At 73.3% G+C, this 23,650-nt stretch carries 22 protein-coding genes and 1 riboswitch; of the genes, 16 read left to right on the top strand and 6 right to left on the bottom strand.

The genetic code is table 11. The annotated features are described in order from the left end of the window. Positions 1 to 125 precede the first annotated feature (125 nt). From ACSLTV_RS02345 to sucD, 4 genes are all read left to right on the top strand, one after another. Entirely contained in the window at positions 126 to 1,292 is a 1,167-nt protein-coding gene (locus ACSLTV_RS02345) for a VWA domain-containing protein (protein ID WP_432134914.1), read from the top strand. A gap of 251 nt (positions 1,293 to 1,543) precedes the next feature. After that, complete coding sequence (locus tag ACSLTV_RS02340) at positions 1,544 to 1,903, top strand: hypothetical protein (protein ID WP_432134913.1); 360 nt, start codon at positions 1,544 to 1,546, stop codon at positions 1,901 to 1,903. A 741-nt stretch (positions 1,904 to 2,644) separates the two neighbouring features. Beyond that, positions 2,645 to 3,826 carry an ADP-forming succinate--CoA ligase subunit beta gene (gene sucC, locus ACSLTV_RS02335; RefSeq protein WP_432134912.1) on the top strand — a complete coding sequence of 394 codons (1,182 nt, stop codon included), beginning with the start codon at positions 2,645 to 2,647 and terminating at the stop codon, positions 3,824 to 3,826. A gap of 26 nt (positions 3,827 to 3,852) precedes the next feature. Further along, positions 3,853 to 4,737 carry a succinate--CoA ligase subunit alpha gene (sucD, locus tag ACSLTV_RS02330; RefSeq protein ID WP_432134911.1) on the top strand — a complete coding sequence of 295 codons (885 nt, stop codon included), beginning with the start codon at positions 3,853 to 3,855 and terminating at the stop codon, positions 4,735 to 4,737. A 111-nt stretch (positions 4,738 to 4,848) separates the two neighbouring features. On the opposite strand, the gene ACSLTV_RS02325 is transcribed toward sucD, so the two are convergent. Next, on the bottom strand, positions 4,849 to 5,706 hold the full coding sequence (locus tag ACSLTV_RS02325; RefSeq protein ID WP_435611523.1) for a sigma factor-like helix-turn-helix DNA-binding protein: 858 nt from the start codon (positions 5,704 to 5,706) through the stop codon (positions 4,849 to 4,851). A 136-nt stretch (positions 5,707 to 5,842) separates the two neighbouring features. Between ACSLTV_RS02325 and ACSLTV_RS02320 the strand changes: the two genes are divergently transcribed. Then, entirely contained in the window at positions 5,843 to 7,660 is a 1,818-nt protein-coding gene (locus ACSLTV_RS02320; RefSeq protein ID WP_435611522.1) for a cell division protein PerM, read from the top strand. Between the two features lie 266 nt (positions 7,661 to 7,926). Here ACSLTV_RS02320 and ACSLTV_RS02315 read toward each other — a convergent pair whose 3' ends face one another. Continuing rightward, positions 7,927 to 8,742, bottom strand: a complete 816-nt coding sequence (locus tag ACSLTV_RS02315) for a hypothetical protein (RefSeq protein ID WP_432134908.1) — start codon at positions 8,740 to 8,742, stop codon at positions 7,927 to 7,929. A 292-nt stretch (positions 8,743 to 9,034) separates the two neighbouring features. On the opposite strand from ACSLTV_RS02315, the gene purN reads away from it, so the two are divergent. Both purN and purH read left to right on the top strand, forming a co-directional pair. Next, positions 9,035 to 9,676 (top strand): phosphoribosylglycinamide formyltransferase, encoded by a 642-nt coding sequence (gene purN / locus ACSLTV_RS02310; protein ID WP_432134907.1) that lies wholly within the window; start codon positions 9,035 to 9,037, stop codon positions 9,674 to 9,676. Beyond that, positions 9,673 to 11,238 carry a bifunctional phosphoribosylaminoimidazolecarboxamide formyltransferase/IMP cyclohydrolase gene (gene purH, locus ACSLTV_RS02305; protein ID WP_432155391.1) on the top strand — a complete coding sequence of 522 codons (1,566 nt, stop codon included), beginning with the start codon at positions 9,673 to 9,675 and terminating at the stop codon, positions 11,236 to 11,238. The genes purN and purH overlap by 4 nt, the downstream gene beginning before the upstream one ends. A gap of 71 nt (positions 11,239 to 11,309) precedes the next feature. Here purH and ACSLTV_RS02300 read toward each other — a convergent pair whose 3' ends face one another. Next, entirely contained in the window at positions 11,310 to 11,849 is a 540-nt protein-coding gene (locus tag ACSLTV_RS02300; RefSeq protein ID WP_432134905.1) for a hypothetical protein, read from the bottom strand. 221 nt (positions 11,850 to 12,070) lie between these two features. Between ACSLTV_RS02300 and ACSLTV_RS02295 the strand changes: the two genes are divergently transcribed. From ACSLTV_RS02295 to ACSLTV_RS02275, 5 genes are all read left to right on the top strand, one after another. Continuing rightward, on the top strand, positions 12,071 to 12,925 hold the full coding sequence (locus ACSLTV_RS02295; protein WP_432134904.1) for a bifunctional methylenetetrahydrofolate dehydrogenase/methenyltetrahydrofolate cyclohydrolase: 855 nt from the start codon (positions 12,071 to 12,073) through the stop codon (positions 12,923 to 12,925). A 61-nt stretch (positions 12,926 to 12,986) separates the two neighbouring features. Next, a complete protein-coding gene (locus tag ACSLTV_RS02290; RefSeq protein ID WP_432134903.1) occupies positions 12,987 to 13,433 on the top strand; it encodes a DUF3017 domain-containing protein in 447 nt (148 codons plus the stop codon). 166 nt (positions 13,434 to 13,599) lie between these two features. Continuing rightward, positions 13,600 to 14,076, top strand: a complete 477-nt coding sequence (locus ACSLTV_RS02285; RefSeq protein WP_432134902.1) for a helix-turn-helix domain-containing protein — start codon at positions 13,600 to 13,602, stop codon at positions 14,074 to 14,076. A 145-nt stretch (positions 14,077 to 14,221) separates the two neighbouring features. Beyond that, on the top strand, positions 14,222 to 15,202 hold the full coding sequence (locus ACSLTV_RS02280; protein WP_432134901.1) for a DUF2690 domain-containing protein: 981 nt from the start codon (positions 14,222 to 14,224) through the stop codon (positions 15,200 to 15,202). Between the two features lie 172 nt (positions 15,203 to 15,374). Then, positions 15,375 to 16,364, top strand: a complete 990-nt coding sequence (locus ACSLTV_RS02275; protein WP_432134900.1) for a malate dehydrogenase — start codon at positions 15,375 to 15,377, stop codon at positions 16,362 to 16,364. A gap of 284 nt (positions 16,365 to 16,648) precedes the next feature. Here the strand turns inward: ACSLTV_RS02275 and ACSLTV_RS02270 are convergent, their stop codons facing one another. The 3 genes from ACSLTV_RS02270 to ACSLTV_RS02260 are packed head-to-tail and all read right to left on the bottom strand — an operon-like array spanning position 16,649 to position 18,395. Further along, the gene (locus ACSLTV_RS02270) at positions 16,649 to 17,383 is read right to left on the bottom strand and encodes an isocitrate lyase/PEP mutase family protein (RefSeq protein WP_432134899.1); all 735 of its coding nucleotides are present in this window, start codon (positions 17,381 to 17,383) and stop codon (positions 16,649 to 16,651) included. Then, positions 17,380 to 17,841 (bottom strand): carboxymuconolactone decarboxylase family protein, encoded by a 462-nt coding sequence (locus tag ACSLTV_RS02265; protein WP_432155389.1) that lies wholly within the window; start codon positions 17,839 to 17,841, stop codon positions 17,380 to 17,382. Before ACSLTV_RS02265 ends, ACSLTV_RS02270 begins: the two co-directional genes overlap by 4 nt. After that, positions 17,838 to 18,395, bottom strand: coding sequence for a carboxymuconolactone decarboxylase family protein (locus ACSLTV_RS02260; RefSeq protein WP_435611521.1), 558 nt, complete (start codon positions 18,393 to 18,395; stop codon positions 17,838 to 17,840). The genes ACSLTV_RS02265 and ACSLTV_RS02260 overlap by 4 nt, the downstream gene beginning before the upstream one ends. Positions 18,396 to 18,442: 47 nt before the next feature. Between ACSLTV_RS02260 and ACSLTV_RS02255 the strand changes: the two genes are divergently transcribed. The 4 genes from ACSLTV_RS02255 to ACSLTV_RS02240 all read left to right on the top strand — a co-directional run bounded on the left by ACSLTV_RS02255 (position 18,443) and on the right by ACSLTV_RS02240 (position 23,330). After that, positions 18,443 to 19,834, top strand: coding sequence for a PLP-dependent aminotransferase family protein (locus tag ACSLTV_RS02255; protein WP_435611520.1), 1,392 nt, complete (start codon positions 18,443 to 18,445; stop codon positions 19,832 to 19,834). Between the two features lie 234 nt (positions 19,835 to 20,068). Beyond that, a complete protein-coding gene (locus tag ACSLTV_RS02250; protein ID WP_432134895.1) occupies positions 20,069 to 20,404 on the top strand; it encodes a hypothetical protein in 336 nt (111 codons plus the stop codon). A gap of 15 nt (positions 20,405 to 20,419) precedes the next feature. Continuing rightward, complete coding sequence (locus ACSLTV_RS02245; protein WP_432134894.1) at positions 20,420 to 21,604, top strand: glutathionylspermidine synthase family protein; 1,185 nt, start codon at positions 20,420 to 20,422, stop codon at positions 21,602 to 21,604. 145 nt (positions 21,605 to 21,749) lie between these two features. Then, positions 21,750 to 21,838: riboswitch (ZMP/ZTP riboswitch) on the top strand. Between the two features lie 43 nt (positions 21,839 to 21,881). Continuing rightward, the gene (locus ACSLTV_RS02240; protein ID WP_432134893.1) at positions 21,882 to 23,330 is read left to right on the top strand and encodes a glycine hydroxymethyltransferase; all 1,449 of its coding nucleotides are present in this window, start codon (positions 21,882 to 21,884) and stop codon (positions 23,328 to 23,330) included. Positions 23,331 to 23,650 lie beyond the last annotated feature (320 nt).

Genomic DNA, 23,650 nt, shown 5'->3' with positions numbered 1-23,650 from the left:
AAGAGGGGACGGAGGCGGAGACGGAGGAAAAGGACAGAGGCGTGAGGGAGGGTGAGATGGATCCAGTGGGCACAGGTGGCGTAGGTGGCGTAGGCGGTGCAGGGGATACAGGGGGACGTGAGGGAATGACGCCCGGACAGCGGGAGGCAGAGGACCAGGCGCGGCTGCGGCGGTGGCGCCTGGTGCTGGGGGGCGAGGCGGCGGACGGCACGGGGTATGTGTTGGCGGGGCGGGACGCGGCGATGGACGGAGCGCTGTCCGCGCTCTACGGGCGCGCCGACAGGGCGCCGTCGGGGCGGGAGCGCACGGCTGGGCTGGGCGCGTCGGCACCGGCGGTGGCGCGCTGGCTCGGTGACATCCGGAGGTACTTCCCCTCCTCCGTCGTCCAGGTCATGCAGCGCGACGCCATCGACCGGCTCGGCCTGTCCACGCTGCTGCTGGAGCCGGAGATGCTGGCCGCGGTGGAGCCGGACGTGCACCTGGTCGGCACCCTGCTCTCACTCGGCAAGGCGATGCCCGAGAGCACCAGGGAGATCGCGAGAGGCGTCGTCCGCAAGGTGGTCGGGGACCTGGAGCAGCGGCTCGCGAGCCGTACCCGGGCCACCCTGACCGGGGCGCTCGACCGCGGCGCGAGGGTCAGCAGGCCACGCCATCGCGACATCGACTGGAACCGCACCATCGCGGCCAACCTCAAGCACTACCTGCCGGAGCACGGCACGGTGGTGCCGGAACGGCTGGTCGGGTACGCGCGGGCGTCGCGGGCGGTCCGGAAGGAGGTCATCCTCTGTGTCGACCAGTCGGGGTCGATGGCGGCGTCGGTGGTGTACGCGTCGGTGTTCGGGGCCGTGCTCGCATCCATGCGGTCGATCAGCACACGGCTCGTCGTCTTCGACACCGCCGTCGTGGACCTGACCGACCAGCTCGACGATCCGGTCGACGTCCTGTTCGGTACGCAGCTCGGGGGTGGTACGGACATCAACCGGGCGCTCGCGTACTGCCAGTCGCGGATCACCCGGCCCGCGGACACGGTCGTCGTACTGATCAGCGATCTCTACGAGGGGGGCATACGGCAGGAAATGCTGAAGCGGGTCGCGGCGATGCAGGCGTCGGGAGTGCGCTTCGTGACGCTGCTCGCGCTGTCGGACGAGGGGGCGCCGGCCTACGACCGGGACCACGCGGCGGCGTTGGCGGCGCTCGGGGCACCGGCGTTCGCCTGTACACCGGACCACTTCCCGGAGGTGATGGCGGCGGCGATCGAGAAGCGGCCACTGCCGATACCGGACGCCGGCTGACGACTTGTCGGCCCGACGTCCCGGCGGAGCGGCCGGCAAACGGGACATGAGTACTCATCGGTAACGAGGGGCTTGCGTGACCGCCGGACCATCATGCAAGGATCGACGCCTTCGCGAGGCCAACCCCGGCCCTTGACGAGCCGTACCGCCACACGGGAGGTCAGCCCCCTTTGACCTGGCTCACCGCTCTGGCCTCAGCAGCCGCCCGGCGCCTCGTGCGCCCCGGGGCGGGGCGGCGTGTGTTCCGAGGGGTGTTGCTGCTGGGCGGACTGTTCGCGGTGGGGCTGTTGTCCGGGGGCCAGGCGCAGGCGGCCGAGGAGGCAGCTCCGGATCCGGAGACCGGCGTTCAGGCGGCGGAAGCGGCCGTGCCGGGGCGTGACGTGGTGCGGGCGGCTGCCGATCGGCCGGCTTCGTTGCCGGCGCGGACGCCCGTGCACGCACCGGCGCGCGCATCCTCGCGGGAGCCGATGCACGCGTCGGCCGTGGGTGCCGCGTGGGCCGTCACTCCGCACCATCAGGAGCTGCGGAGGCTCGCGGCCGTTGATGTCGCGCGTGCGGACGTCTTCGAGAGCCGGGACCGGTACCGGGACATTCCCGTTTTCCCCGCCTAGCCGGACGCCTTCCCCTCGCCCTGCCGCGCCGGGGGCGAAGCAGGTCTGCCCGACAGCAACCGGAAGCCCCCGGAACCCGAAGATCCCGAACCGGATCGGCTGCGGCTTCCAGGGCCTCGGACGACCCCCTCCCGAGACCTGACGGGACGCATGCACACGCACACGACCGCCACCGCCCCGTACGGCGCCTGGCGCAGCAGACTCCGTGGGGTGACCGACCCGGACGGCCGAAAGCCGTCGGACCTGTTCGGGTGGGGCTCCACGGTTCCGGGGCCGGCCGTCCCCAAAGGGGTGGGGACGGCCGCCCCGAGCAGCCTCCGGCTGTGCACGGCGGTCTCACCGGGCCCACCCCAACCCGGTGAGACCTCCGGAAGATCCGGTGACCACGCGGGACGCGGGACCCCGACGGTCCGGCCGTCGGACCGGCCGGCACCTTGCCCGCACCGGGGCGGGGACCCTGCGCACACCGGGAAGGCCGCAGGTCGCAGTCGGCGCAAGCGCTCACACGCGGCACCCCGTGCCGGTGAGGACGGCATCATGTGACAGGTATCACCGCTCAGGTGTGACCCGCGATTTAGAGGGCTCCCGGTAGCAGAGATAACCTGCGAGACGGACATGCCGCGCGCTCGGACACCGTGTGCGCTTCCCTTGTGACATGTGACACATGCGGTCGTCACGTTGCCCTCGCGGCACGCCCACGCATCCAACGAACCGCGAGATCACTGATAGGGACGGAAGCGCGTGGACCTGTTCGAGTACCAGGCGAGGGACCTCTTCGCCAAGCACGATGTACCGGTGCTGGCCGGTGAAGTCATCGACACGCCTGAGGCGGCGCGCGAGATCACCGAGCGTCTGGGCGGCAAGTCCGTCGTCAAGGCGCAGGTGAAGGTCGGTGGTCGTGGAAAGGCCGGCGGCGTCAAGCTCGCCGCCACCCCGGACGAGGCCGTCGCCCGGGCGACGGACATCCTCGGCATGGACATCAAGGGCCACACGGTCCACAAGGTGATGATCGCCGAGACCGCTCCGGAGATCGTCGAGGAGTACTACGTCTCCTTCCTCCTCGACCGTGCCAACCGCACCTTCCTGTCGATCGCCTCCGTCGAGGGCGGCGTGGAGATCGAGGAGGTGGCGGCCACCCGTCCGGAGGCCGTCGCCAAGACCCCGATCGACCCGATCGACGGTGTGGACGAGGCCAAGGCCCGCGAGATCGTGGAGGCCGCGAAGTTCCCGGCCGAGGTCGCGGACAAGGTCGTGAACGTCCTGGTCCGGCTGTGGGACACCTTCATCAAGGAGGACGCCCTCCTGGTCGAGGTGAACCCGCTGGCCAAGGTCGCCTCCGGGGACGTCATCGCCCTCGACGGCAAGGTGTCGCTGGACGACAACGCCGAGTTCCGTCACCCCGACTTCGAGGAGCTCCACGACAAGGCCGCGGCCAACCCGCTGGAGGCCGCCGCCAAGGAGAAGAACCTCAACTACGTCAAGCTCGACGGCGAGGTCGGCATCATCGGCAACGGCGCGGGTCTCGTCATGAGCACTCTGGACGTCGTCGCGTACGCCGGTGAGAACCACGGTGGCGTCAAGCCCGCCAACTTCCTGGACATCGGCGGTGGCGCCTCCGCCCAGGTCATGGCGAACGGCCTGGAGATCATTCTCGGCGACCCCGACGTCAAGTCGGTCTTCGTCAACGTCTTCGGCGGCATCACCGCCTGCGACGAGGTCGCCAACGGCATCGTCCAGGCCCTGAAGCTGCTGGAGGAGCGCGGCGAGGACGTCACCAAGCCGCTCGTCGTCCGCCTCGACGGCAACAACGCCGAGCTGGGCCGGCAGATCCTCACCGACGCCGACCACCCGCTGGTGCAGCGCGTCGACACCATGGACGGCGCGGCCGACAAGGCCGCCGAGCTGGCCCACGCCGCCAAGTAAGCACAAGGACGAGGACTCAAACCACCATGGCTATCTGGCTCAACAAGGACAGCAAGGTCATCGTCCAGGGCATGACCGGCGCCACCGGCATGAAGCACACCAAGCTCATGCTCGGTGACGGCACGAACGTCGTGGGCGGCGTGAACCCGCGCAAGGCGGGTCAGACCGTGGACTTCGACGGCACCGAGGTACCCGTCTTCGGCACCGTCAAGGAGGCCATCGAGAAGACCGGCGCCAACGTCTCCGTCATCTTCGTGCCGGAGAAGTTCACCAAGGACGCCGTCGTCGAGGCCATCGACGCCGAGATCCCGCTGGCCGTCGTGATCACCGAGGGCATCGCCGTGCACGACACGGCCGCCTTCTGGGCGTACGCCGGCAAGAAGGGCAACAAGACCCGCATCATCGGCCCGAACTGCCCCGGCATCATCACCCCGGGCGGCTCGAACGTCGGCATCATCCCGGGCGACATCACCAAGCCGGGCCGCATCGGCCTGGTGTCGAAGTCCGGCACGCTGACCTACCAGATGATGTACGAGCTGCGTGACATCGGCTTCTCGACCGCCGTCGGCATCGGTGGTGACCCGATCATCGGCACCACGCACATCGACGCGCTGGCCGCGTTCCAGGACGACCCCGACACCGAGCTGATCGTGATGATCGGTGAGATCGGTGGCGACGCCGAGGAGCGCGCGGCCGCGTTCATCAAGGAGAACGTGACCAAGCCGGTCGTCGGCTACGTCGCGGGCTTCACCGCCCCCGAGGGCAAGACCATGGGTCACGCGGGCGCCATCGTCTCCGGCTCGTCCGGCACCGCCCAGGCGAAGAAGGAGGCCCTGGAGGCCGCCGGCGTCAAGGTCGGCAAGACGCCGACCGAGACGGCGAAGCTGGCCCGGGAGATCTTGAGCGCCTGACACCGCCGATCCCGCTCGGCCGCGTTCTCGGTGGGCCCGCTCCCTGCGTGGGGGCGGGCCCACCGGCGTCTGTGGTGGCCGCCCGCTCCGGTGGCCCTGCGTACGAGCCGCCTATCGCGCCTGCGGCACGAGCCGCTGCGGGCCGTTGGCCGTGTGGGACCTGAGCCGGGCACGCAGGTCGAGTTCCGCGTCCGAGAGGGTGCCCGGGGCGGCCTTCTCCGGCACGCCCTGGATCGTCTCACCGGCCGGTACCGGCGGCTCGTACGACGTGGGGGCGGTGCGCAGCGCGAGGACCGTGACGCCGATGACGGCGACCGTGACGGCGACCGCCGCCCGCGTCCACAGGCGTGCCCGGCGTTCGCTGCCGAGCCGGACGGTCAGGGGCTTGGGCGCGCGCAGCCGTTCGGCGGAGGCGACCTCGGCGAGGCGGCGGTGCAGCAGCGCGGGGTCGGCGAGGTCGGGAACGCGCGCGGTGAGCTCCTCGCGCGCGTGCAGCAGACGGTGCGCGGTCGCCGGGGTGCTCGCCTCCGTCTCCGCCGCCGTCTCCGGCAGGTCGAGGCCGACCCCGTCGTAGAGCACGAGGGTACGGCGGTACGGCGGCGGAAGCCGCAGCAGCGCGTCGAGCAGCGCGCGGTCGGCGGCGTCGGCGGGGGGCGGCTCGGGGTGACGGTAGCGCGGGCGCAGCCGGTGCCAGGGGGAGAGGGCGTACTCGTACGCCGCCGCCCGCACCCAGCCCGCCGGATCGGGGTCGCGGGCCACGCGCGGCCAGTGGTCCCAGGCGTGCTGGAAGGCGCGCTCGACGGACTCGCGGGCGAGTTCGCGGCGGCCGGTGAGGAGATAGGTCTGCCGTACGAGCGCGGGAGCGCAGAACGCGTAGAGCGCGTCGAAAGCCTGAGCGGGGGTCAGTGGCACCGCGTGCTCGGCGGACAGGGCGCTCTCCGGCGGTTCCTTCACCAGACCGACCGTCATGGCCCGCACCTCATCCGCCACCTGACCCGAGGCCGGCCCCGTCCGGGACTTCCGTACGGAAAAGTACATAAACGTATATTGGGCGACACAACGGAGCTTCGCCTGTTACGACGTCAAATCGCGTGTCGTTGGGAGCATGGCGTGTGTGCTGCCGATGACCGCTCGCCGATCGTCCCTGTCATCCCTGCTCACCCGGATGCGCGACCGATCACCCGGACTGGGCGCCAGCCTGTTGGGTGGCGTGCTCGCCGCCGGGCTGGGGCTCGGCTCCTGCGCCGTGCTGGTGATGGTGCTCTGGATCAGCTCTCCCTACCCCGACAGCGGGCCGAGTGCCGCGCTGCACGTCGCCGCCGCCCTGTGGCTCTTCGCCCACGGGACCGAACTGGTCCGCACGGAAACCCTCGCCGGCGTGCCCGCGCCGGTCGGCGTCATCCCGCTGCTCCTGCTCGCGCTGCCGGGGTGGCTGGTGCACCGGGCGGCGCGGGACGCCGCCCTCGCCGACGAGCACGGGGTGATGGCCGGTGCCCGTACGGCGTGGACCGGTGTCGTCCTCGGCTATCTCGCCGTCGGCGCGGGCGCCGCGCTGTACGCGGCCGGCGGTGATCTGCGCCCCGCCTGGGGCTGGACGGCGGTCGCGCTGCCGACGGTCGCCGCCGTCGCGGCCGGGGCCGGGGTCTGGACGGCGTACGGCCGTCCGCGGCGCCCCTTGGACGACGTGCTCCTGCTGTTGCCGCGCGGCCTGCGGCGGCGGGCACTCGGCCCGGGCGGCAGAGCCGCGCTCGGCGCCGCCGGGCGGGCGGCGGGGGCCGGGGTGGCGCTGCTCGCCGGGGGCGGCGCGGGTCTGGTGGCCGCGTCGTCGGTGTGGCACGGCGCGGTCGCGCGCATGACGTTCCTGCAGCTGACGGAGGGGTGGTCGGGGCGGTTCGCGGTGCTGCTGCTGTGCGTGGCGCTCCTGCCCAACGCGGCGCTGTGGGGCGCGGCCTACGCGCTCGGCCCCGGCTTCGCCCTCGGCGCCGGCCATCCGGTCACCCCGCTGGCCTCCGACCCCGCGCCGCTGCTGCCGCCGTTCCCGCTGCTCGCGGCGGTGCCCGACGCGGGCGCCGGGACGCCCTGGAACTGGGCGGCGGGTGCGGTGCCGGTCGTCGCGGGGGTGACGGTGGGCTGGTTCGTGGCCCGTGCGGCCGCACCGGGCCGTGGCCAGGCGGTGGCCGACGCCCTCGCGGAGCACACCGCCGGCGTTCCGGGCCCGCCCGGCCCGCGGCCCGCCGACGACCAGAGCGGCGGCGCTGCCCGGCCGAAGAACCGTCTCCCCTGGTCAGGCGGCCGGACCTGCCGTGTCGCGCTGCTCGCCGCCGGGTTCGTCGCCGTCGCCATGGGCGCGCTGGCCGCGCTGTCCGGCGGCCCGTTGGGGGCGGCCGCGCTCGCCCGCTTCGGGCCGGTGGGATGGCAGGTGGGGGCGGCGGCGCTGGCGTGGACCTCGGTGACGGCGGTGCCGACCGCGCTCGCGGTACGGGCCTGGCGACGCCGGGGAACGGGCCGGGACGGCACCGGCACCGAGACCGACGGGACGTTCACGGCATCGGCATCCGCCGACCGCACGCCGGTCGGCGTCCCCCGCACCCCCGACGCGAAGCCCGCACCCGCCCCGGACCCCACCTTCGAGCCCTACGACTTCCTCCCCCACGACCCGAGCCCCGACCCCCTCCTCGACTCACCGCTCCCTCCGTACGAGCACCCCTCGCCCCAGCACTCCTCGTACGAGCACCCCTCGCAGCACTCCTCGTACGCGAACCCGTCGCCCCGGGACTCGTCGCACGACCACACCTCGCCCCAGGATTCGTACCCGAACCCCTCGCCCCACGACTCCTCGCACCAGAACCCCCGGCACGACGACACCGCCCGCCGAACGCCTCCCGGCGAACCCTCGGAGAACCCCGACCAGCCTTCCCCGTGACCGGGGCCCACGACCGGCCGACCCGGCTGCCCGGGCGCGTGACCTGCGTCGGCGACCAGGCAGGTGACCACGCCGGTTTCCGGCGGGACCTCACCCGCGCCGGCCTCGGCCGTCCGGCTCCTGACGTGTCGAATGGTCACGGACGCCCGTCCGGTCGCGTGCGGTGAGACCCCGAGCGGGCCGACGCATCCCCTGGAGGACAGCCAGTCGGCGTCGGTCGGTCCGTGAGCCGGACCCACCCGGGCAAGCCACCGGCATCCTCACCGTCAGTCCTCCCCGAGGATGCTCCGGAGTTCCTTCGGCAGCAGGTCGCTGCAGCCCTGCTCGGCCTCGTGGGTCAGGGCGTCCTGCTTGCAGGTGTAGTAGTCCTGGTAGACCAGCTGGGTCGTGAAGACGGTGGCGACCACCGCGAGGGCCAGCGACGCGGTGACCAGGCCGCTGATCGCGGCCGTGGTCTGGGGGCGGCCCGTGCCGGGGGCGGGCGGGGCGGCCGGCGCGTCGGGGTCGGGGGTGCGGGGCTTGGCGCGCAGGGCGCTGATGCCCCAGTACAGGGCGAGCGCCCCCAGCAGCAGTGCCACGTACGTCCAGCTGAACAGGGCGAAGAAGAAGGCCCACATGCCGCCCAGCAGCGCGTAGCGCGCCCGGCGCTGGGCGGGGTCGGTCGGGTCCCAGCGCGGCGCGGAGCCGCCGGGGCCGCCCTGCCCGCCGGAGCCGCCCGGGCCCCCGCCGCCCTCCGGGCCGCCACCCGGCCGCTCGCCGGGCCGTTCACCGAACCCGCCGTCGGAACGCCCGGGCTGGCGGTCGCTCCACTGGCTGCCCCAGGGCGAGCCGCCGCCCTGCTGCCCCTGATCCCCGCCCGTCGCGGGGTGGCGCGGCTGCCACGGCCGGTCGGGAGTGCCCTCCGGCGGTGGCGCGAAGGGGTTGTCGTCCTGCTGGTCCCCGCCCCGGTCGCGGTCGCCGTCGGAGGTCTGGCCGGTCTCGGGGGGAGAACCGGGCCGCTCCCGCAGCAGCACGGCGCCACGCTCGCCGGCCTGTGCCGGGAGCGGCGGGAACGTGAGGAGTCGCAGGCTGCGGTCCGGCATCAAAGAGCGTCTTCCCCTAGGTGATTTCGACGTGGATCTGCATCGAGTCATGGGCGAGTCCATGAGCGTGCACCCGGGGAACGTGCGGCACGACCACCGCGTTCCCGGACCCGCTCCTCCCAGACGCTACCTTCCGGCCACGCCCCCGTCCCGAGGGGGCCGTCCGGTGTGCCGGTATCGTTGCTGACGGTCGACCGGTTCGTAGACTTCCCCGTATCCGGGGGTGCGAAGCATTCGTACGATCGCACAAGCCGTCGCCGTGACAGTCCGCCTCCCGAGAAAGGCCCCCACCGTGGCCGCCAACCCCGTGGCCAGCCCCGAGCCCAAGCGCCTGGTCGTGCTGGTCTCCGGATCCGGTACCAACCTGCAGGCGCTCCTCGACGAGATCGAACGCACCGGCGCCGAGTCCTACGGGGCGCGGATCGTCGCCGTCGGGGCCGACCGGGACGGCATCGAGGGGCTCGCCCGTGCCGAGCGCGCCGGGCTGCCCACCTTCGTGCGCAGGGTCAAGGACTACGGCTCCCGCGAGGAGTGGGACGCCGCGCTCGCCGAGGCGGTCGCCGCCCACGAACCCGACCTGGTGGTCTCCGCCGGCTTCATGAAGATCGTCGGCAAGGAGTTCCTGGCCCGCTTCGGCGGCCGGTTCGTCAACACCCACCCCGCCCTGCTGCCCAGTTTTCCCGGCGCCCACGGTGTCCGCGACGCGCTCGCGTACGGAGCCAAGGTCACCGGCTGCACCGTCCACTTCGTCGACGACGGCGTCGACACCGGCCCGATCATCGCCCAGGGCGTGGTGGAGGTCCGGGACGAGGACGACGAGAGCGCGCTGCACGAGCGCATCAAGGAAGTCGAGCGAAGGCTGCTCGTCGAGGTCGTGGGACGGCTCGCCCGCCGCGGCCATCGCATCGAGGGACGAAAGGTAGTTATCCAGTGACCGCCGAGAGCAACAAGCGGCCCATCCGTCGCGCACTGGTCAGCGTCTACGACAAGACCGGACTGGAGGACCTCGCGCGCGGGCTGCACGAGGCGGGCGTCGAGCTGGTGTCGACGGGTTCCACGGCCGGCCGGATCGCGGCCGCCGGTGTTCCCGTCGCCAAGGTCGAGGAGCTCACCGGCTTCCCCGAGTGCCTCGACGGCCGGGTCAAGACGCTGCACCCCCGGGTGCACGCGGGCATCCTCGCCGACCTGCGCCTCGACAGCCACCGTCAGCAGCTCGACGAGCTGGGCGTGGCGCCGTTCGACCTGGTCGTCGTCAACCTCTACCCGTTCCGGGAGACCGTCGCCTCGGGCGCCTCGCCCGACGAGTGCGTCGAACAGATCGACATCGGCGGCCCCTCGATGGTCCGCGCCGCCGCCAAGAACCACCCGTCCGTCGCCGTGGTCACCAGCCCCGCGCGGTACGCCGACGTCCTCGCCGCGGTCCGGGACGGCGGCTTCGACCTCGCCGCCCGCAAGCGGCTGGCCGCCGAGGCGTTCCGGCACACCGCGGAGTACGACATCGCGGTCGCCGGCTGGTTCGCCGGCGCCTACGCGCCCGTGGACGACTCGCCCTTCCCCGACTTCACCGCCGCCGCCCTGGAGCGCAAGAGCACCCTGCGCTACGGCGAGAACCCGCACCAGGCGGCCGCGCTCTACGTCGACGGCACGGGCACCGGCCTCGCCGAGGCCGAGCAGCTGCACGGCAAGGAGATGTCGTACAACAACTACACGGACACGGACGCCGCCCGCCGTGCCGCGTACGACCACGACGAGCCCTGCGTCGCGATCATCAAGCACGCCAACCCCTGCGGCATCGCGGTCGGCGCGGACGTCGCCGAGGCCCACCGCAAGGCCCACGCCTGCGACCCGCTGTCGGCGTTCGGCGGCGTCATCGCCGTCAACCGGCCGGTCAGCAAGGAGATGGCGGAGCAGGTCGCGGAGATCTTCACCGAGGTCATCGTCGCGCCGGACTACGAGGACGGCGCCCTGGAAGCCCTCGCCAGGAAGAAGAACCTCCGGGTCCTCAAGGCACCGGCCGCGCCCTCCCACCCGGTGGAGGTCAAGCCGATCGACGGCGGCGCGCTCCTCCAGGTCACCGACCGCCTCCAGGCCGAGGGCGACGACCCGGCCAACTGGACCCTGGCGACCGGCGAGGCGCTGAGCGCCGACGAGCTGGCCGAGCTGGCGTTCGCCTGGAAGGCGTGCCGGGCCGTGAAGTCCAACGCGATCCTCCTCGCCAAGGACGGCGCCTCGGTCGGCGTCGGCATGGGCCAGGTCAACCGGGTCGACTCCGCCAAGCTGGCCGTCGAGCGGGCGGGCGCCGAGCGCGCCCGGGGTGCCTACGCCGCGTCCGACGCCTTCTTCCCCTTCCCCGACGGCCTGGAGATCCTCACCGAGGCCGGCGTCAGGGCGGTCGTCCAGCCCGGTGGTTCGGTCCGCGACGAACTGGTCGTCGAGGCCGCCGAGAAGGCCGGCGTCACGATGTACTTCACGGGCACGCGGCACTTCTTCCACTGATCCGCACCGCCCGCCGGAGCCGGCCTCGCCGCCGAGGCCGGCTCCCGCGCGTCGAGGGTGGCCGGAGCACGTCAGTGACGGGGCCGGTTGAACCAGGCGGAACCGGTGGAGTTGCCGGTGAAGACGGCGATCAGGACGCCGAGCACCAGGTGGACCGTGCCGATGAGGAAGAAGGGGTACACGCCGAGGACGGCGGTCAGGATGCCGAAGACCAGCGCGGTGATCCGGAGGCCGTTCCCGCCGCTCTTGAACTTCACCGCGAGGACGGCCGCCCAGATCAGCCAGGCCAGCGCCAGAACGGCGTAGAAGTACATGAGCCCGGTCGGGATGTCCCCGAGGATGTCCCGCAGGTCGGAGTCGTCGACGTCGTCCGCGTTGGATCCCGCGATGCCCAGACCGGCGAACAGGAAGACACCGATCACGTTCAGGCCGACGATCACCCAGAGCATGATCCGGGCCGCGGACACCGTGCTCGGCATCGACGTCATGGGCGGGAGCCCGCCGGGGTAAGGCTGGGAGACCGGCGGCGCCGAGGGGTAGCCGTATCCCGGCTGCTGGGGGTTCTGCTGCGGCGGCGGGCCGTAGGGGTTGTTCGGTTCGCCGAAGCTCATGGTCTCGCTTCCTCCGTATGCCGGTGCGGGGTGCGCGGCGCGGCGCGGAGGAAGGTCAACAGAAGCGGCTCGTCCCCCCGTACTGCCCGCGGCACTGTGCTTGATCACGTCAATCGTTCTCCACGGGGGCACAGGTGTCCAGCGCCGCCCGCCGGGTGTTGTGCAAGTGCAATGCGCACCGGATTGGAACCCGGGGCCCGTCATCCGGGAGGATGGGGGGCATGACCGCCCAGATTCTCGATGGCAAGGCCACCGCAGCCGAGATCAAGTCCGATCTGACCGCCCGCGTGGCGGCGCTGAAGGAGAAGGGCGTCACGCCCGGCCTCGGCACCATCCTCGTCGGGGAGGACCCCGGCAGCCAGAAGTACGTCGCCGGCAAGCACCGCGACTGCGCCGAGGTCGGTATCGCCTCCATCCAGCGCGAACTGCCCGCCACGGCCACGCAGGAGGAGATCGAGGCGGTCGTCCGCGAGCTGAACGAGGACCCGGCCTGCACCGGTTACATCGTCCAGCTCCCGCTGCCCAAGGGCATCGACGAGAACCGCATCCTGGAACTGATGGACCCGGCCAAGGACGCGGACGGGCTCCACCCGATGAACCTGGGCCGCCTGGTCCTGGGCGAGCCCGCCCCGCTGCCCTGCACCCCCAACGGCGTGCTCACCCTGCTGCGCCGCTACGGGGTGGAGACCAAGGGCGCCGAGGTCGTGGTCGTCGGCCGCGGCGTCACCATCGGCCGGCCCATGCCGCTGCTGCTGACCCGGCGCAGCGAGAACGCCACCGTGACGCAGTGCCACACCGGCACCCGGGACCTGTCGGCGCACCTCAAGAACGCCGACATCGTGGTCGCCGCGGCCGGCTCGGCCCATCTGATCCGCGCCGAGGACATCAAGCCCGGCGCGGCCGTGCTCGACGTCGGTGTCTCGCGCAGCGCCGAGGGCAAGATCGTCGGGGACGTCCACCCCGACGTCCGCGAGGTCGCCGGCTGGGTCTCCCCGAACCCCGGCGGCGTCGGCCCGATGACCCGTGCCCAGCTGCTCGTCAACGTGGTCGAGGCGGCGGAGCGCAGTGTCGGCTGAGGCGGGAGGCGGGGCGGCCGGCCACGCCGGCGCGCCCCGGCGGCGGAACACGCGGCGGAACATGTGGTGGGCCCAGGTGCGCGACGGCGCGGCGGACGATGCGGGCGGGGCCCGGCGGCGGGGCCCCCGGCGGTTCCCCAGGTTCACCCGGGACACCGCCCGGCCCGAGGGCGGCGGCCGGGCCGCGCCCCGTGACGCGCCGGCCCCCGCCCGGCAGTGGCCGATGCTGGCCGTGCTGAGCACGGTCGGACTCGGCCTGCTGCTCACCGCTCTCGACCAGTTCCGCGTCGGCACCATCCTGATCGGCGCCGCCCTGCTCGGCGGTGCGGTGCTGCGCTGGCTCCTGCCCGGCGTCGGCATGCTGGCGGTGCGCTCCCGCTTCACCGACATCGTCACCTACGGCGTGCTGGGCGCCGTCATCGTCCTGCTCGCGCTGATGGCCCAGCCCAACCCGTGGCTGCAGATCCCCTTCCTCAAGGACACCCTGCACTTCACGGTCGACAACTGACCCGCCCCCGCGCCCACCCGCTCTCCCACGGTGAAGGGCCTGTTCGACGCCTGTCAGCCCGCTGTGGCACGGAGGTGGCCGTTCCGCTGCGGAACCGAACGGGCCCCGCGCTCGTCCACCGGTTCGACCAGGCGGGACACGGGACGCGGTGGGGGGTGGGTGCGCGATGGGCTCCTGGCAACCGCTGCCGGCCGAGCTGCCGCCGGAGGTGCGGCACTTCGTGGAGCACCTGCGGGAGCTGAAGGACCGTACCGGCCTGAGCCTGGCCGCCCTCGGCGCCCGCACCGCCTACAGCAAGTCCTCCTGGCAGCGCTACCTCAATGCCGTACAGCCCCCGCCCCGCCAGGCGGTGGCCGCGCTGTGCCGGGTCGCGGGGCTGACCGGCACCGAGGCGGAACGGTACGGCGTCCGCTGGGAGTTGGCGGTGAAGGCGTGGCCGCGCCCGGCGGCGGCGCGGGCGCAGGACACCGTCCCGCCGGGCGGGGAGTACCAGGACGATCCGACCGTTCCCTGGTGGGAGCGGGCCGGGGAGCCGCCCGCCGTGCCGGGCCGCACCGGAGCCGGCCGGCTGCTCCTCACTGCCGTCCTGCTGCTCCTGCTGCTGCTCGGTACGGCGGTGGCCGGCGCGCTGGTGTTCGGCTGACCGAGCGTGCGTCCGCGCCCCGTCCCCGTTTCGAGCGGCCGATGTGCCGATGTGCCGACAATGCGCGAATACGGATCGATTCGGCGTCACGGCGGAGCTAACGTGTCCAATCGGGCGGACCCGGTCCGGGGGAGAGGGGGGTTCGATGCCTCGGTGGACGGACTTGCCGGACGAACCCGGCCCTCAGGTGCGGGAGTTCGCCGTACAGCTGCGCAGGGTCGTGGACCGCAGCGGACTGAGCGTCTCGGCGGTGGCCGACCGCACGGGGTACGACAGGGCGTCCTGGGAGCGTTACCTCGACGGCCGGTCGCTCGCGCCCGAGGGCGCGGTCCTCGCCCTCGCGGAGGTCACCGGCGCCGACCCCGCGCGCCTGACCGCCCTGCGGGAGCCGGCAGCCCGGGCCCGGAGCCACGCCGAGACCCACGGCGGCGGTACGGCCGAGGCGACCTGGACCGGCCTGGCGGCGGCCCCGCGCGGGGAGTTCGGGCCGGCCGAGGGCGCCGCTCCGGCCCCGAGACGGCCGGGCACGCCGACGCCGGTCCGGCCAGGCGTCGCGGGACCCGCCGGTGTCCCGCCGGCGATCCCGGGCCCGGCGGCAGCGCCTCGGGCCCGTGCGGACGGCACGACGGGCGGTGGCCGGCGCGGCCTGTTGTTCCTCACGGCGACGGCGGGCGTGCTCGTCATCGCGGCGGGCGCCTTCTGGCTGACCGACGGTGGCCCCGGGGAGGGCCGCGCGGGCGCCCCGGCGGCCTCCCCCTCCCCGGCGGCGAGCCCCGGCTTCCCGACACCGCCCGGGGTCGGCTGCGGCGGGCCGGGTTGCGAGGGCAAGGACGCGGAGGCGATGGGCTGCGGCGGCGCCCTCGTGGTCACCGCGAAGAGCGCCACCGTGCGGACCACGCTCGTCGAGGTCCGCTACAGCGCCGCCTGCGGCGCCGCCTGGGCGCGGATCACCCAGGCCGGACCGGGCGACGTGGTGCAGGTGGCGGTCGGTGCGGTCCGCCGCAGCGACACGGTGCGGACCCTCGGCGACACCAGCGCCTACACCCCGATGGTCGCCGTGGACGGCCCCGCGCAGGCCCGCGCGTGTGTGACGCTCGCGTCGGGGCAGAAGGGCTGCACACCCTGAGTCCGGCCGGCGCGCCGTCACCCTCTGTGGGGCGGGCCACAGGGCCCCGGCAGTCCCCGATGCCGGATGCGCGATAGCCTGACCGGTGGATCTCTTGATGCCGAGAGATCGATCATCCGTTCCCGCCCCGGGGCAGGGACGCCTCACCGCCAGCTGTCATACGGAGAACGCCATGACCCGCACTCCCGTGAACGTCACCGTCACCGGCGCGGCCGGCCAGATCGGTTACGCCCTGCTCTTCCGCATCGCCTCCGGCCAGCTGCTCGGTGCGGACGTGCCGGTCAAGCTCCGCCTCCTGGAGATCACCCCGGCGCTCGGCGCCGCCGAGGGCACCGCGATGGAGCTGGACGACTGCGCGTTCCCGCTCCTGCGGGGCATCGACATCACCGACGACCCCAACGTCGCCTTCGACGGCGCCAACGTCGCCCTCCTCGTCGGCGCCCGCCCCCGTACCAAGGGCATGGAGCGCGGTGACCTGCTGGAGGCCAACGGCGGCATCTTCAAGCCGCAGGGCAAGGCCATCAACGACCACGCCGCGGACGACATCAAGGTCCTCGTCGTCGGCAACCCGGCCAACACCAACGCGCTCATCGCCCAGGCCGCCGCGCCGGACGTACCGGCCGAGCGGTTCACGGCCATGACCCGGCTGGACCACAACCGCGCGCTGACCCAGCTCGCGAAGAAGACGGGCGTCGCCGTCTCCGACATCAAGCGCCTGACGATCTGGGGCAACCACTCCGCCACCCAGTACCCGGACATCTTCCACGCCACGGTCGCCGGCAAGAACGCCGCCGAGGTCGTGAACGACGAGAAGTGGCTCGCCGACGACTTCATCCCGACCGTCGCCAAGCGCGGCGCGGCCATCATCGAGGCCCGCGGCGCCTCCTCCGCGGCCTCCGCCGCCAACGCCGCCATCGACCACGTCCACACCTGGGTCAACGGCACCGCCGAGGGCGACTGGACCTCCATGGGCATCCCGTCGGACGGCTCCTACGGCGTCCCGGAGGGCCTGATCTCCTCCTTCCCGGTCACCTGCAAGGACGGCAAGTACGAGATCGTCCAGGGCCTGGACGTCAACGAGTTCTCCCGCACCCGCATCGACGCCTCCGTCCAGGAGCTGTCGGAGGAGCGCGACGCGGTGCGCGGCCTCGGCCTCCTCTGAGCCTGTCCCAGGCGAGTCGGCCGATGTGACTTCGGCGGCCGGTGTGGTTTATAGTTGATCACACACCGGCCGCCGGAACTCCCGGAAGCCGACTGTGCGTTGGTGGTCCAAGGAAAGACGCCCCGCTTCCTGCGGGGAGATGCAGGTGCAAGGCCTGCCCGGCGCTCCGTCCGAAGAGTCCCTCCCCGCCTGGCGGGGAGGGACTCTTCGCGTTTCCACGGAGCCGGGCGGCCGACCGCGTCGTCCAGGGGCCTTCTGGCGTCGGCAGGTCCTCCGCGGCGGCGCTACGGTTTCAGGGCCGCCGCGATCTCCGTCAGTGCCGCTGTCGCCATCCGCTGCGGCCACGGACCGAACGTGACCCGGGTGGCACCGAGTTCGCCCAGCTCCGCCGGTGACGGTCCCCGGGTCGGGTCGCAGTAGGCGTTGACCGGGCCGTCGATGCCCGAGCGCAGCAGCGGCAGCAGGGCGGGCGGGGCGAGGATCGGGTACACGCAGTCGGCGCCCGCCGCCACGTACGCCGCGGCCCGCTCCAGGGCCCGTTCCGGATCGCCGTCGCCGTGCAGGAACGTGTCGACGCGTGCGTTGAGGAAGAGCAGGTCCCCGGCCGCGGCGCGTACCTCGGCCAGCCAGTCGGCGTGGGCGTACGGGTCCTTGAGGGCGCCCCGCGACGAGTCCTCCAGGTTGCAGCCCACGGCCCCCGCCGCGAGGAGCCGCTCGACGAGTTCGCCGGGCGGCAGACCGTACCCGTCCTCGACGTCCGCCGAGACCGGCACGTCGACCGACCGGGCGACCCGGGCGACCGCCGCGAACATCTCGTCGGGCGGGGTACGCCCGTCCACGTACCCCAGCGAGGCGGCCACGCCCGCGCTGGGTGTGGCCAGCGCGGCGAAGCCCGCGCCGGCGAACGCGCGCGCGGAGGCCGCGTCCCAGGGGCCCGGCAGCACCAGGGGATCGCCGGGCGCGGTACGGCGGTGCAGCGCGCGGAACGTGCCGGCCTTACCGGTCGGGTCCGCGCTCACGGGGTGTACCCCCCGGGCGGGACGCGGCGGGCGACCATCGTCCGGTTCCAGTTGTTGATCGCCACCACCAGCCCCACCAGGTGGGCCAGCCGCACGTCGTCGAAGTGCTCGGCGGCCCGCTCGTACACCGCGTCCGGCACGAACCCGTCCGCGAGGACGGTGATCGACTCCGTCAGCGCGAGCGCCGCCCGCTGCCGCGCGTCGAAGACGTCCTCGGCCTCCTCCCAGGCGGCCAGCAGGTCCAACTGGCGTTCGCTCACCCCGTGCTCGCGCGCGAGGGCGAGGTGCATGTCCAGGCAGAACGCGCAGTGGTTGAGCTGCGAGGCGCGCAGGACGACCAGTTCGGCGAGCACCGGGTCGCCGAGTCCCCGCTTCGCGGCGGCGCTCAGGGCGGACATCGCCCGGGCGACCTCGCGGTCCAGCAGCCGCGTTCGTACCGTCCCAGGCGCGGTGGTCACCGGTGCTGCCCCGGCCGGTAGTGGCCCGGGGTCATGCGCGCGGTCACACCGAAGCGGTTCCAGGCGTTGATCGTGACGATCGCGGAGATCAGCTGCGACAGCTCGGCCTCCTCGAAGTGGCCCGCGACCCGCGCGTACACCTCGTCGGGCACGAACCCGTCGGTCAGCACGGTCACCGCCTCGGTCAGCTCGATCGCCGCCAGCTCCTTCTCGGTGTAGAAGTGGCGCGACTCCTGCCACGCGCTCAGCTGGATGATCCGCTCGACGCTCTCGCCCGCCGCGAGCGCGTCCTTGGTGTGCATGTCCAGGCAGAACGCGCAGCGGTTGAGCTGCGAGGCGCGGATCTTCACCAGCTCGTACAGCGTCGGGTCCAGTCCCCGCCGGGCGGCCGCGTCCAGCCGGATCATCGCCTTGTAGACCTCGGGCGCGTGCTCGGCCCAGTTGAGCCGGGCGGGCTCCTCGACGGCGTAGCCGGTGCTGGTCGCGGTGGTGGCTTCGGTGCCGGTCCCGGCGGTGGTTCCGCCGGTGGTTCCGGTGGTCTGCGTGGTGGTCATGGTCTCCACCCTAGGAAGGAAGCAGCCCAGGAGTATGGTCCATTTCCATGCGTGATTCATGGGCCACTCTGGGCGTGGACCTGCACCTGGAAGTCACCGGTCCGCGCGTGCGGCGCGGGCTGACCGACGCGCTGCGCGAGGCCGTCCGCGGCGGCCGGCTCGCCCCCGGCACCCGGCTGCCGTCCTCCCGTTCCCTCGCCACCGACCTGGGTGTCGCGCGCAACACGGTCGCCGGCGCGTACGCCGACCTCGTCGCCGAGGGCTGGCTGACCGCCCGGCAGGGCTCCGGCACGCGGGTCGCCGAGGGCGCGGCCGCGCCCCGGCCGGCCGAGCCGCGGACCGCCCGCCGACGGGAGCCCGGCAGGCCCGCCCACAACCTGATGCCGGGCACCCCCGACCTGTCGTCCTTCCCGCGCGCGGAGTGGCTCAAGGCCGCCCGCCGCGCCCTGAACGCGGCCCCTGCCGACGCCCTCGGCTACGGCGACCCGCGCGGCCGGCCCGAACTGCGTACCGCCCTGGCCGGCTACCTCGCCCGGGCCCGGGGCGTCCGCGCCGACCCCGAGCACATCGTGGTCTGCTCCGGCTTCTCGCACGGCCTGCGTCTCCTCGCCGAGGCCCTGCGCGCCGGCGGACTGCGCGACCTCGCCGTGGAGTCGTACGGCCTCGCACCCCACTGGACCCTGCTGGAACGGGCGGGCCTGCGCACCGTGCCGCTGCCGCAGGACGAACACGGCACACGCGTGGCGGAGCTGCCGGCCGGCGGGGCGGTGCTGCTGACGCCCGCCCATCAGTTCCCGCTCGGGGGCGCCCTGCGGGCCGAGCGGCGCGCCGCCGTCGTGGACCGGGCGCGGCGTACCGGCGGGCTGGTCCTGGAGGACGACTACGACGGGGAGTTCCGCTACGACGCCCGGCAGCCCGTCGGCGCCCTCCAGGACCTCGACCCCGACCACGTCGTGCACCTCGGCACCGCCAGCAAGTCGCTCGCCCCCGGGCTGCGGCTGGGCTGGCTGGTGCTGCCGCCCGCGCTCACCCCCGGGATCACCCGGCTCGCCGCAGCCCGCTCCACCGGCGTCCTCGACCAGTTGACTCTCGCCGAGTTCATCACCTCCGGCGCCTACGACCGCCATGTGCGCGCCTGCCGCCTGCGGTACCGGCGGCGCCGGGACGCCCTCGTCGAGGCCGTCGCCGCCCAGTCGCCCGACGTCCGGGTCACCGGGATGGCCGCCGGGCTGCACGCCGTGCTCCGGCTCCCGCCCGGCACCGAGGAGTCGGTGGTGCGGGCCGCCGCGTGGCAGGGCCTGGCCCTGACGGGCCTGTCCTGGTTCCGTCACCCGGCCGCCACGACCGAGCCGGCGGACGCCGTGGTGGTCGGCTACGGGGCGCCCTCGGACCGGGCCTGGCCGGGCGCGCTGGAGGCGTTGTGCCGCGTACTGCCGTGACGGATCTGGCGGCGGGGGCGGGGGCCGCTCGTACGGGGAGTACCGGCGATCTCTAGGCTGACCTCGGACAGTACCCACGCGCACCGCCGCACAACGCCGCACAACGCCGCGCGAAGACGGCGCGAGCACGGCGCGGGGGAACGCGACAACAGCGCGACGATGCGACGACAGCGCGACGACGGCGCGAGGACAGCGCGCGGGGCAGCCCCCGCGGGACAACGGGGAGACGGGGACATGGCGGAACAGGCACGCAGGCGTTTCAGGTCCGGCACGGTCGTACTCGGCGGCGTGGGGCTGCTCGCGACCGCCCTCACTGCCTGCTCCTCGGCCCCCGACAAGCGCTGCGTCGACCGCAACAGCTACCAGGTCGGCCGCGGTTACAAGGTGACCTCCGACCGGAACTGCAAGACCGGCACCGACAGCTGGTACTACGGCGGCAAGAAGGACGACGGCTGGGTCTGGGGCGGCTCCTTCACCAAGCCCGGCAAGGGCTCCGGCAGTTCGTCGAGCGGCGGCAGCGGAGTCGACCGCGACGGATTCGGCGGCGGCTCCGGCAGCTACGGCGGCTGAGCCGGAGACCCGCGCATGGAACGCCGCACCGTACGACCGCGCCCCGGCTGGCAGCGGACCGTCGAGGAACAGGGCCTGATCTACCCGCTCACCCGCCACCCCGACGGCAACCTGCGCCCCTACTGGGACGAGAGCGCGTACTACGTCTTCTCCCTCGACGAGGTCGAGGCGCTGGAGGAGACCGTCGAGGAACTGCACCGCATGTGCCTCGCCGCCGCCGACCACATCGTCACCACCGGCCGCTTCGCCGACCTCGGCATCACCGACCCGCGCGTCGCCGCAGCGGTCGCCGAGGCCTGGCACCGGCGCGCCGAACTCCCGTCCGTGTACGGCCGATTCGACCTGCGCTACGACGGCACCGGCCCCGCCAAACTGCTGGAGTACAACGCCGACACCCCCACCTCCCTGGTGGAGGCCGCGAGCCCCCAGTGGTTCTGGATGGAGGAACGCTTCCCGGGCGCCGACCAGTGGAACTCCCTCCACGAACGCCTCGTCGCCGCCTGGAAGCGGCAGGCCCCCCTCCTCCCGCCCGGCAGCCCGCTCTACTTCGCGCACTCCGCCGCGGACGAACTCGGCGAGGACCTGATGACGGTCGCCTACCTCAAGGAGACCGCCGAGCAGGCCGGCCTGGACACCGACTGGATCTCCATGGAGGAGATCGGCTGGGACCCCCTCGCGGAACGGTTCGTCGACAACCGGCTCCGCTTCATCCGCAGCTGCTTCAAGCTCTACCCCTGGGAGTGGATGACCCAGGACCGGTTCGCCGACCACGTCCTCGACACCCTGGACAACGGCGGCGGCACCGGCAGCACCCTGTGGATCGAGCCCGCCTGGAAGATGCTGCTCAGCAACAAGGCCCTGCTCGCCGTCCTCTGGGAACTCCACCCCGGCCACCCCAACCTGCTGCCGGCCCACCTCGACGGCCCCCGCGAGCTCGCCGCCACCGGCGGCTACGTCGCCAAGCCGCTGCTGGGCCGGGAGGGCGCCGGTGTCACCGTCCACCCGCCGGGTGCCGACCCGGTCGTCCGCGACGAAGCCTGCTGCTACCAGGGACTCGCTCCCCTCCCCGCCTTCGACGGCAACCACGTCGTCCTCGGCGCCTGGGTCGTCGGCGACGAGTCCGCCGGCCTCGGCATCCGCGAATCCGCCGGCCTGATCACCGACGAGTACGCCCGCTTCCTCCCGCACGTGATCCTCTAGCGGTGAGGGACCAGGGGTCAGGGACCAGGGGCCCGGGGCCCGGGGGGCTGCTCGCGGCAGCGTCCAGGACCTGTCGCGCCCCGGTCGCTCGGTCGCCCGCATGGTGGACCGGCGGCCCTGGCCACCGGGGGCGACGGGTAGGCTGACGACGGGCCGTGACTGGCGCGCTGGGATGGGACGGACCATCGGGGAGCGGCCCTGAGTGATCAAGTGCCGTGCGCCTGGGCCAGCCGAGCATCGTGACCGACACCCGCCACGCCACCCGGAGGCCGACGACATGCCAGACCAGCACCCGTCCACCGAGTCCACCGCCTTCCGCGCCGCCCTGGACGTGATCCGCGCCGTCGAGCCGCGGGTCGCCGACGCCATCGGCCAGGAGGTCGCCGACCAGCGCGAGATGCTCAAGCTGATCGCCTCCGAGAACTACGCCTCCCCGGCCACGCTCCTGGCCATGGGCAACTGGTTCAGCGACAAGTACGCCGAGGGCACCGTCGGCCGCCGCTTCTACGCCGGCTGCCGCAACGTCGACACCGTCGAGTCCCTCGCCGCCGAGCACGCCCGCGAACTCTTCGGCGCCCGCCACGCCTACGTCCAGCCGCACTCCGGCATCGACGCCAACCTGGTCGCCTTCTGGGCCGTCCTCGCCGACCGCGTCGAGGCGCCCTTCCTCCAGAAGACCGGCGTCCGCCAGATCAACGACCTCTCCGAGGCCGACTGGGCCGAGCTGCGCCGAGCCTTCGGCAACCAGCGCATGCTCGGCATGTCCCTGGACGCCGGCGGCCACCTCACCCACGGCTTCCGCCCGAACATCTCCGGCAAGATGTTCGACCAGCGCTCCTACGGCACCGACCCGGCCACCGGCCTCATCGACTACGAGGCACTGCGCGCCCAGGCCCGCGAGTTCAAGCCGCTCATCATCGTCGCCGGCTACTCCGCGTACCCCCGGCTGGTGAACTTCCGGATCATGCGGGAGATCGCCGACGAGGTCGGCGCCACGCTGATGGTCGACATGGCGCACTTCGCCGGCCTGGTCGCGGGCAAGGTCCTCACCGGCGACTTCGACCCGGTCCCGCACGCCCAGATCGTCACCACCACCACCCACAAGTCGCTGCGCGGCCCGCGCGGCGGCATGGTCCTGTGCGACGACTCCCTCAAGGACCAGGTCGACCGCGGCTGCCCGATGGTCCTCGGCGGCCCGCTGCCGCACGTCATGGCCGCCAAGGCGGTCGCTCTGGCCGAGGCGCGGCAGGAGTCCTTCCGCGACTACGCCCAGCGCATCGTCGACAACTCCCGCGCCCTCGCCGAGGGGCTCACGCGCCGGGGCGCCACCCTGGTGACCGGCGGCACCGACAACCACCTCAACCTGATCGACGTGGCCACGTCCTACGGTCTCACCGGCCGCCAGGCCGAGGCCGCGCTGCTGGAATCCGGCATCGTCACCAACCGCAACGCCATCCCCGCCGACCCCAACGGCGCCTGGTACACCTCCGGCATCCGCGTCGGCACGCCCGCGCTGACGACGCGCGGCCTGGGCACGGCGGAGATGGACGAGGTGGCCGGCCTGATCGACCGCGTCCTCACCACCACCGAGGCGGGCACCACGGCCAAGGGCACCCCGTCCAAGGCCGCCCACGTCCTCGACCCCAAGATCGCGGACGAGATCTCCCGCCGGGCCACCGACCTCGTCGCCGGTTTCCCGCTGTACCCGGAGATCGACCTGGGCTGACCCCGGGCCCGGGCGGACCCCGGCGGACCGGCCGGGGTCACGACGGCGGCCGGTCTGTAGGCCGCACGGGCCGCCCCGGGTCGGCCGTGCCGGACGGGACGCGCCGGAAGCCCACGGGCCGGACGCGCCGGTCGGAGCGCCGGCCGGAGGTGCCGGTCAGAGCACTGGCCGGACGTGCCGGTCAGAGCCCGGACCGGGGCCGAGTCAGAACTCCGGACCGGGCACCCGGGGCAGAGCCCTGGGCCGGACACCGGGCCAAGCTCCGGGTCACCGGCCCCGGCCTCCGGCCCCGGTCACCAACCCTGGCCACCGATCCCGGT

Source organism: Streptomyces sp. bgisy159 (genome assembly GCF_965341775.1).
Taxonomy (GTDB): Bacteria; Actinomycetota; Actinomycetes; order Streptomycetales; family Streptomycetaceae; genus Streptomyces.
Note: the sequence above shows the minus strand (reverse complement) of the source record. Positions and strands in the feature narration are given on the sequence as shown.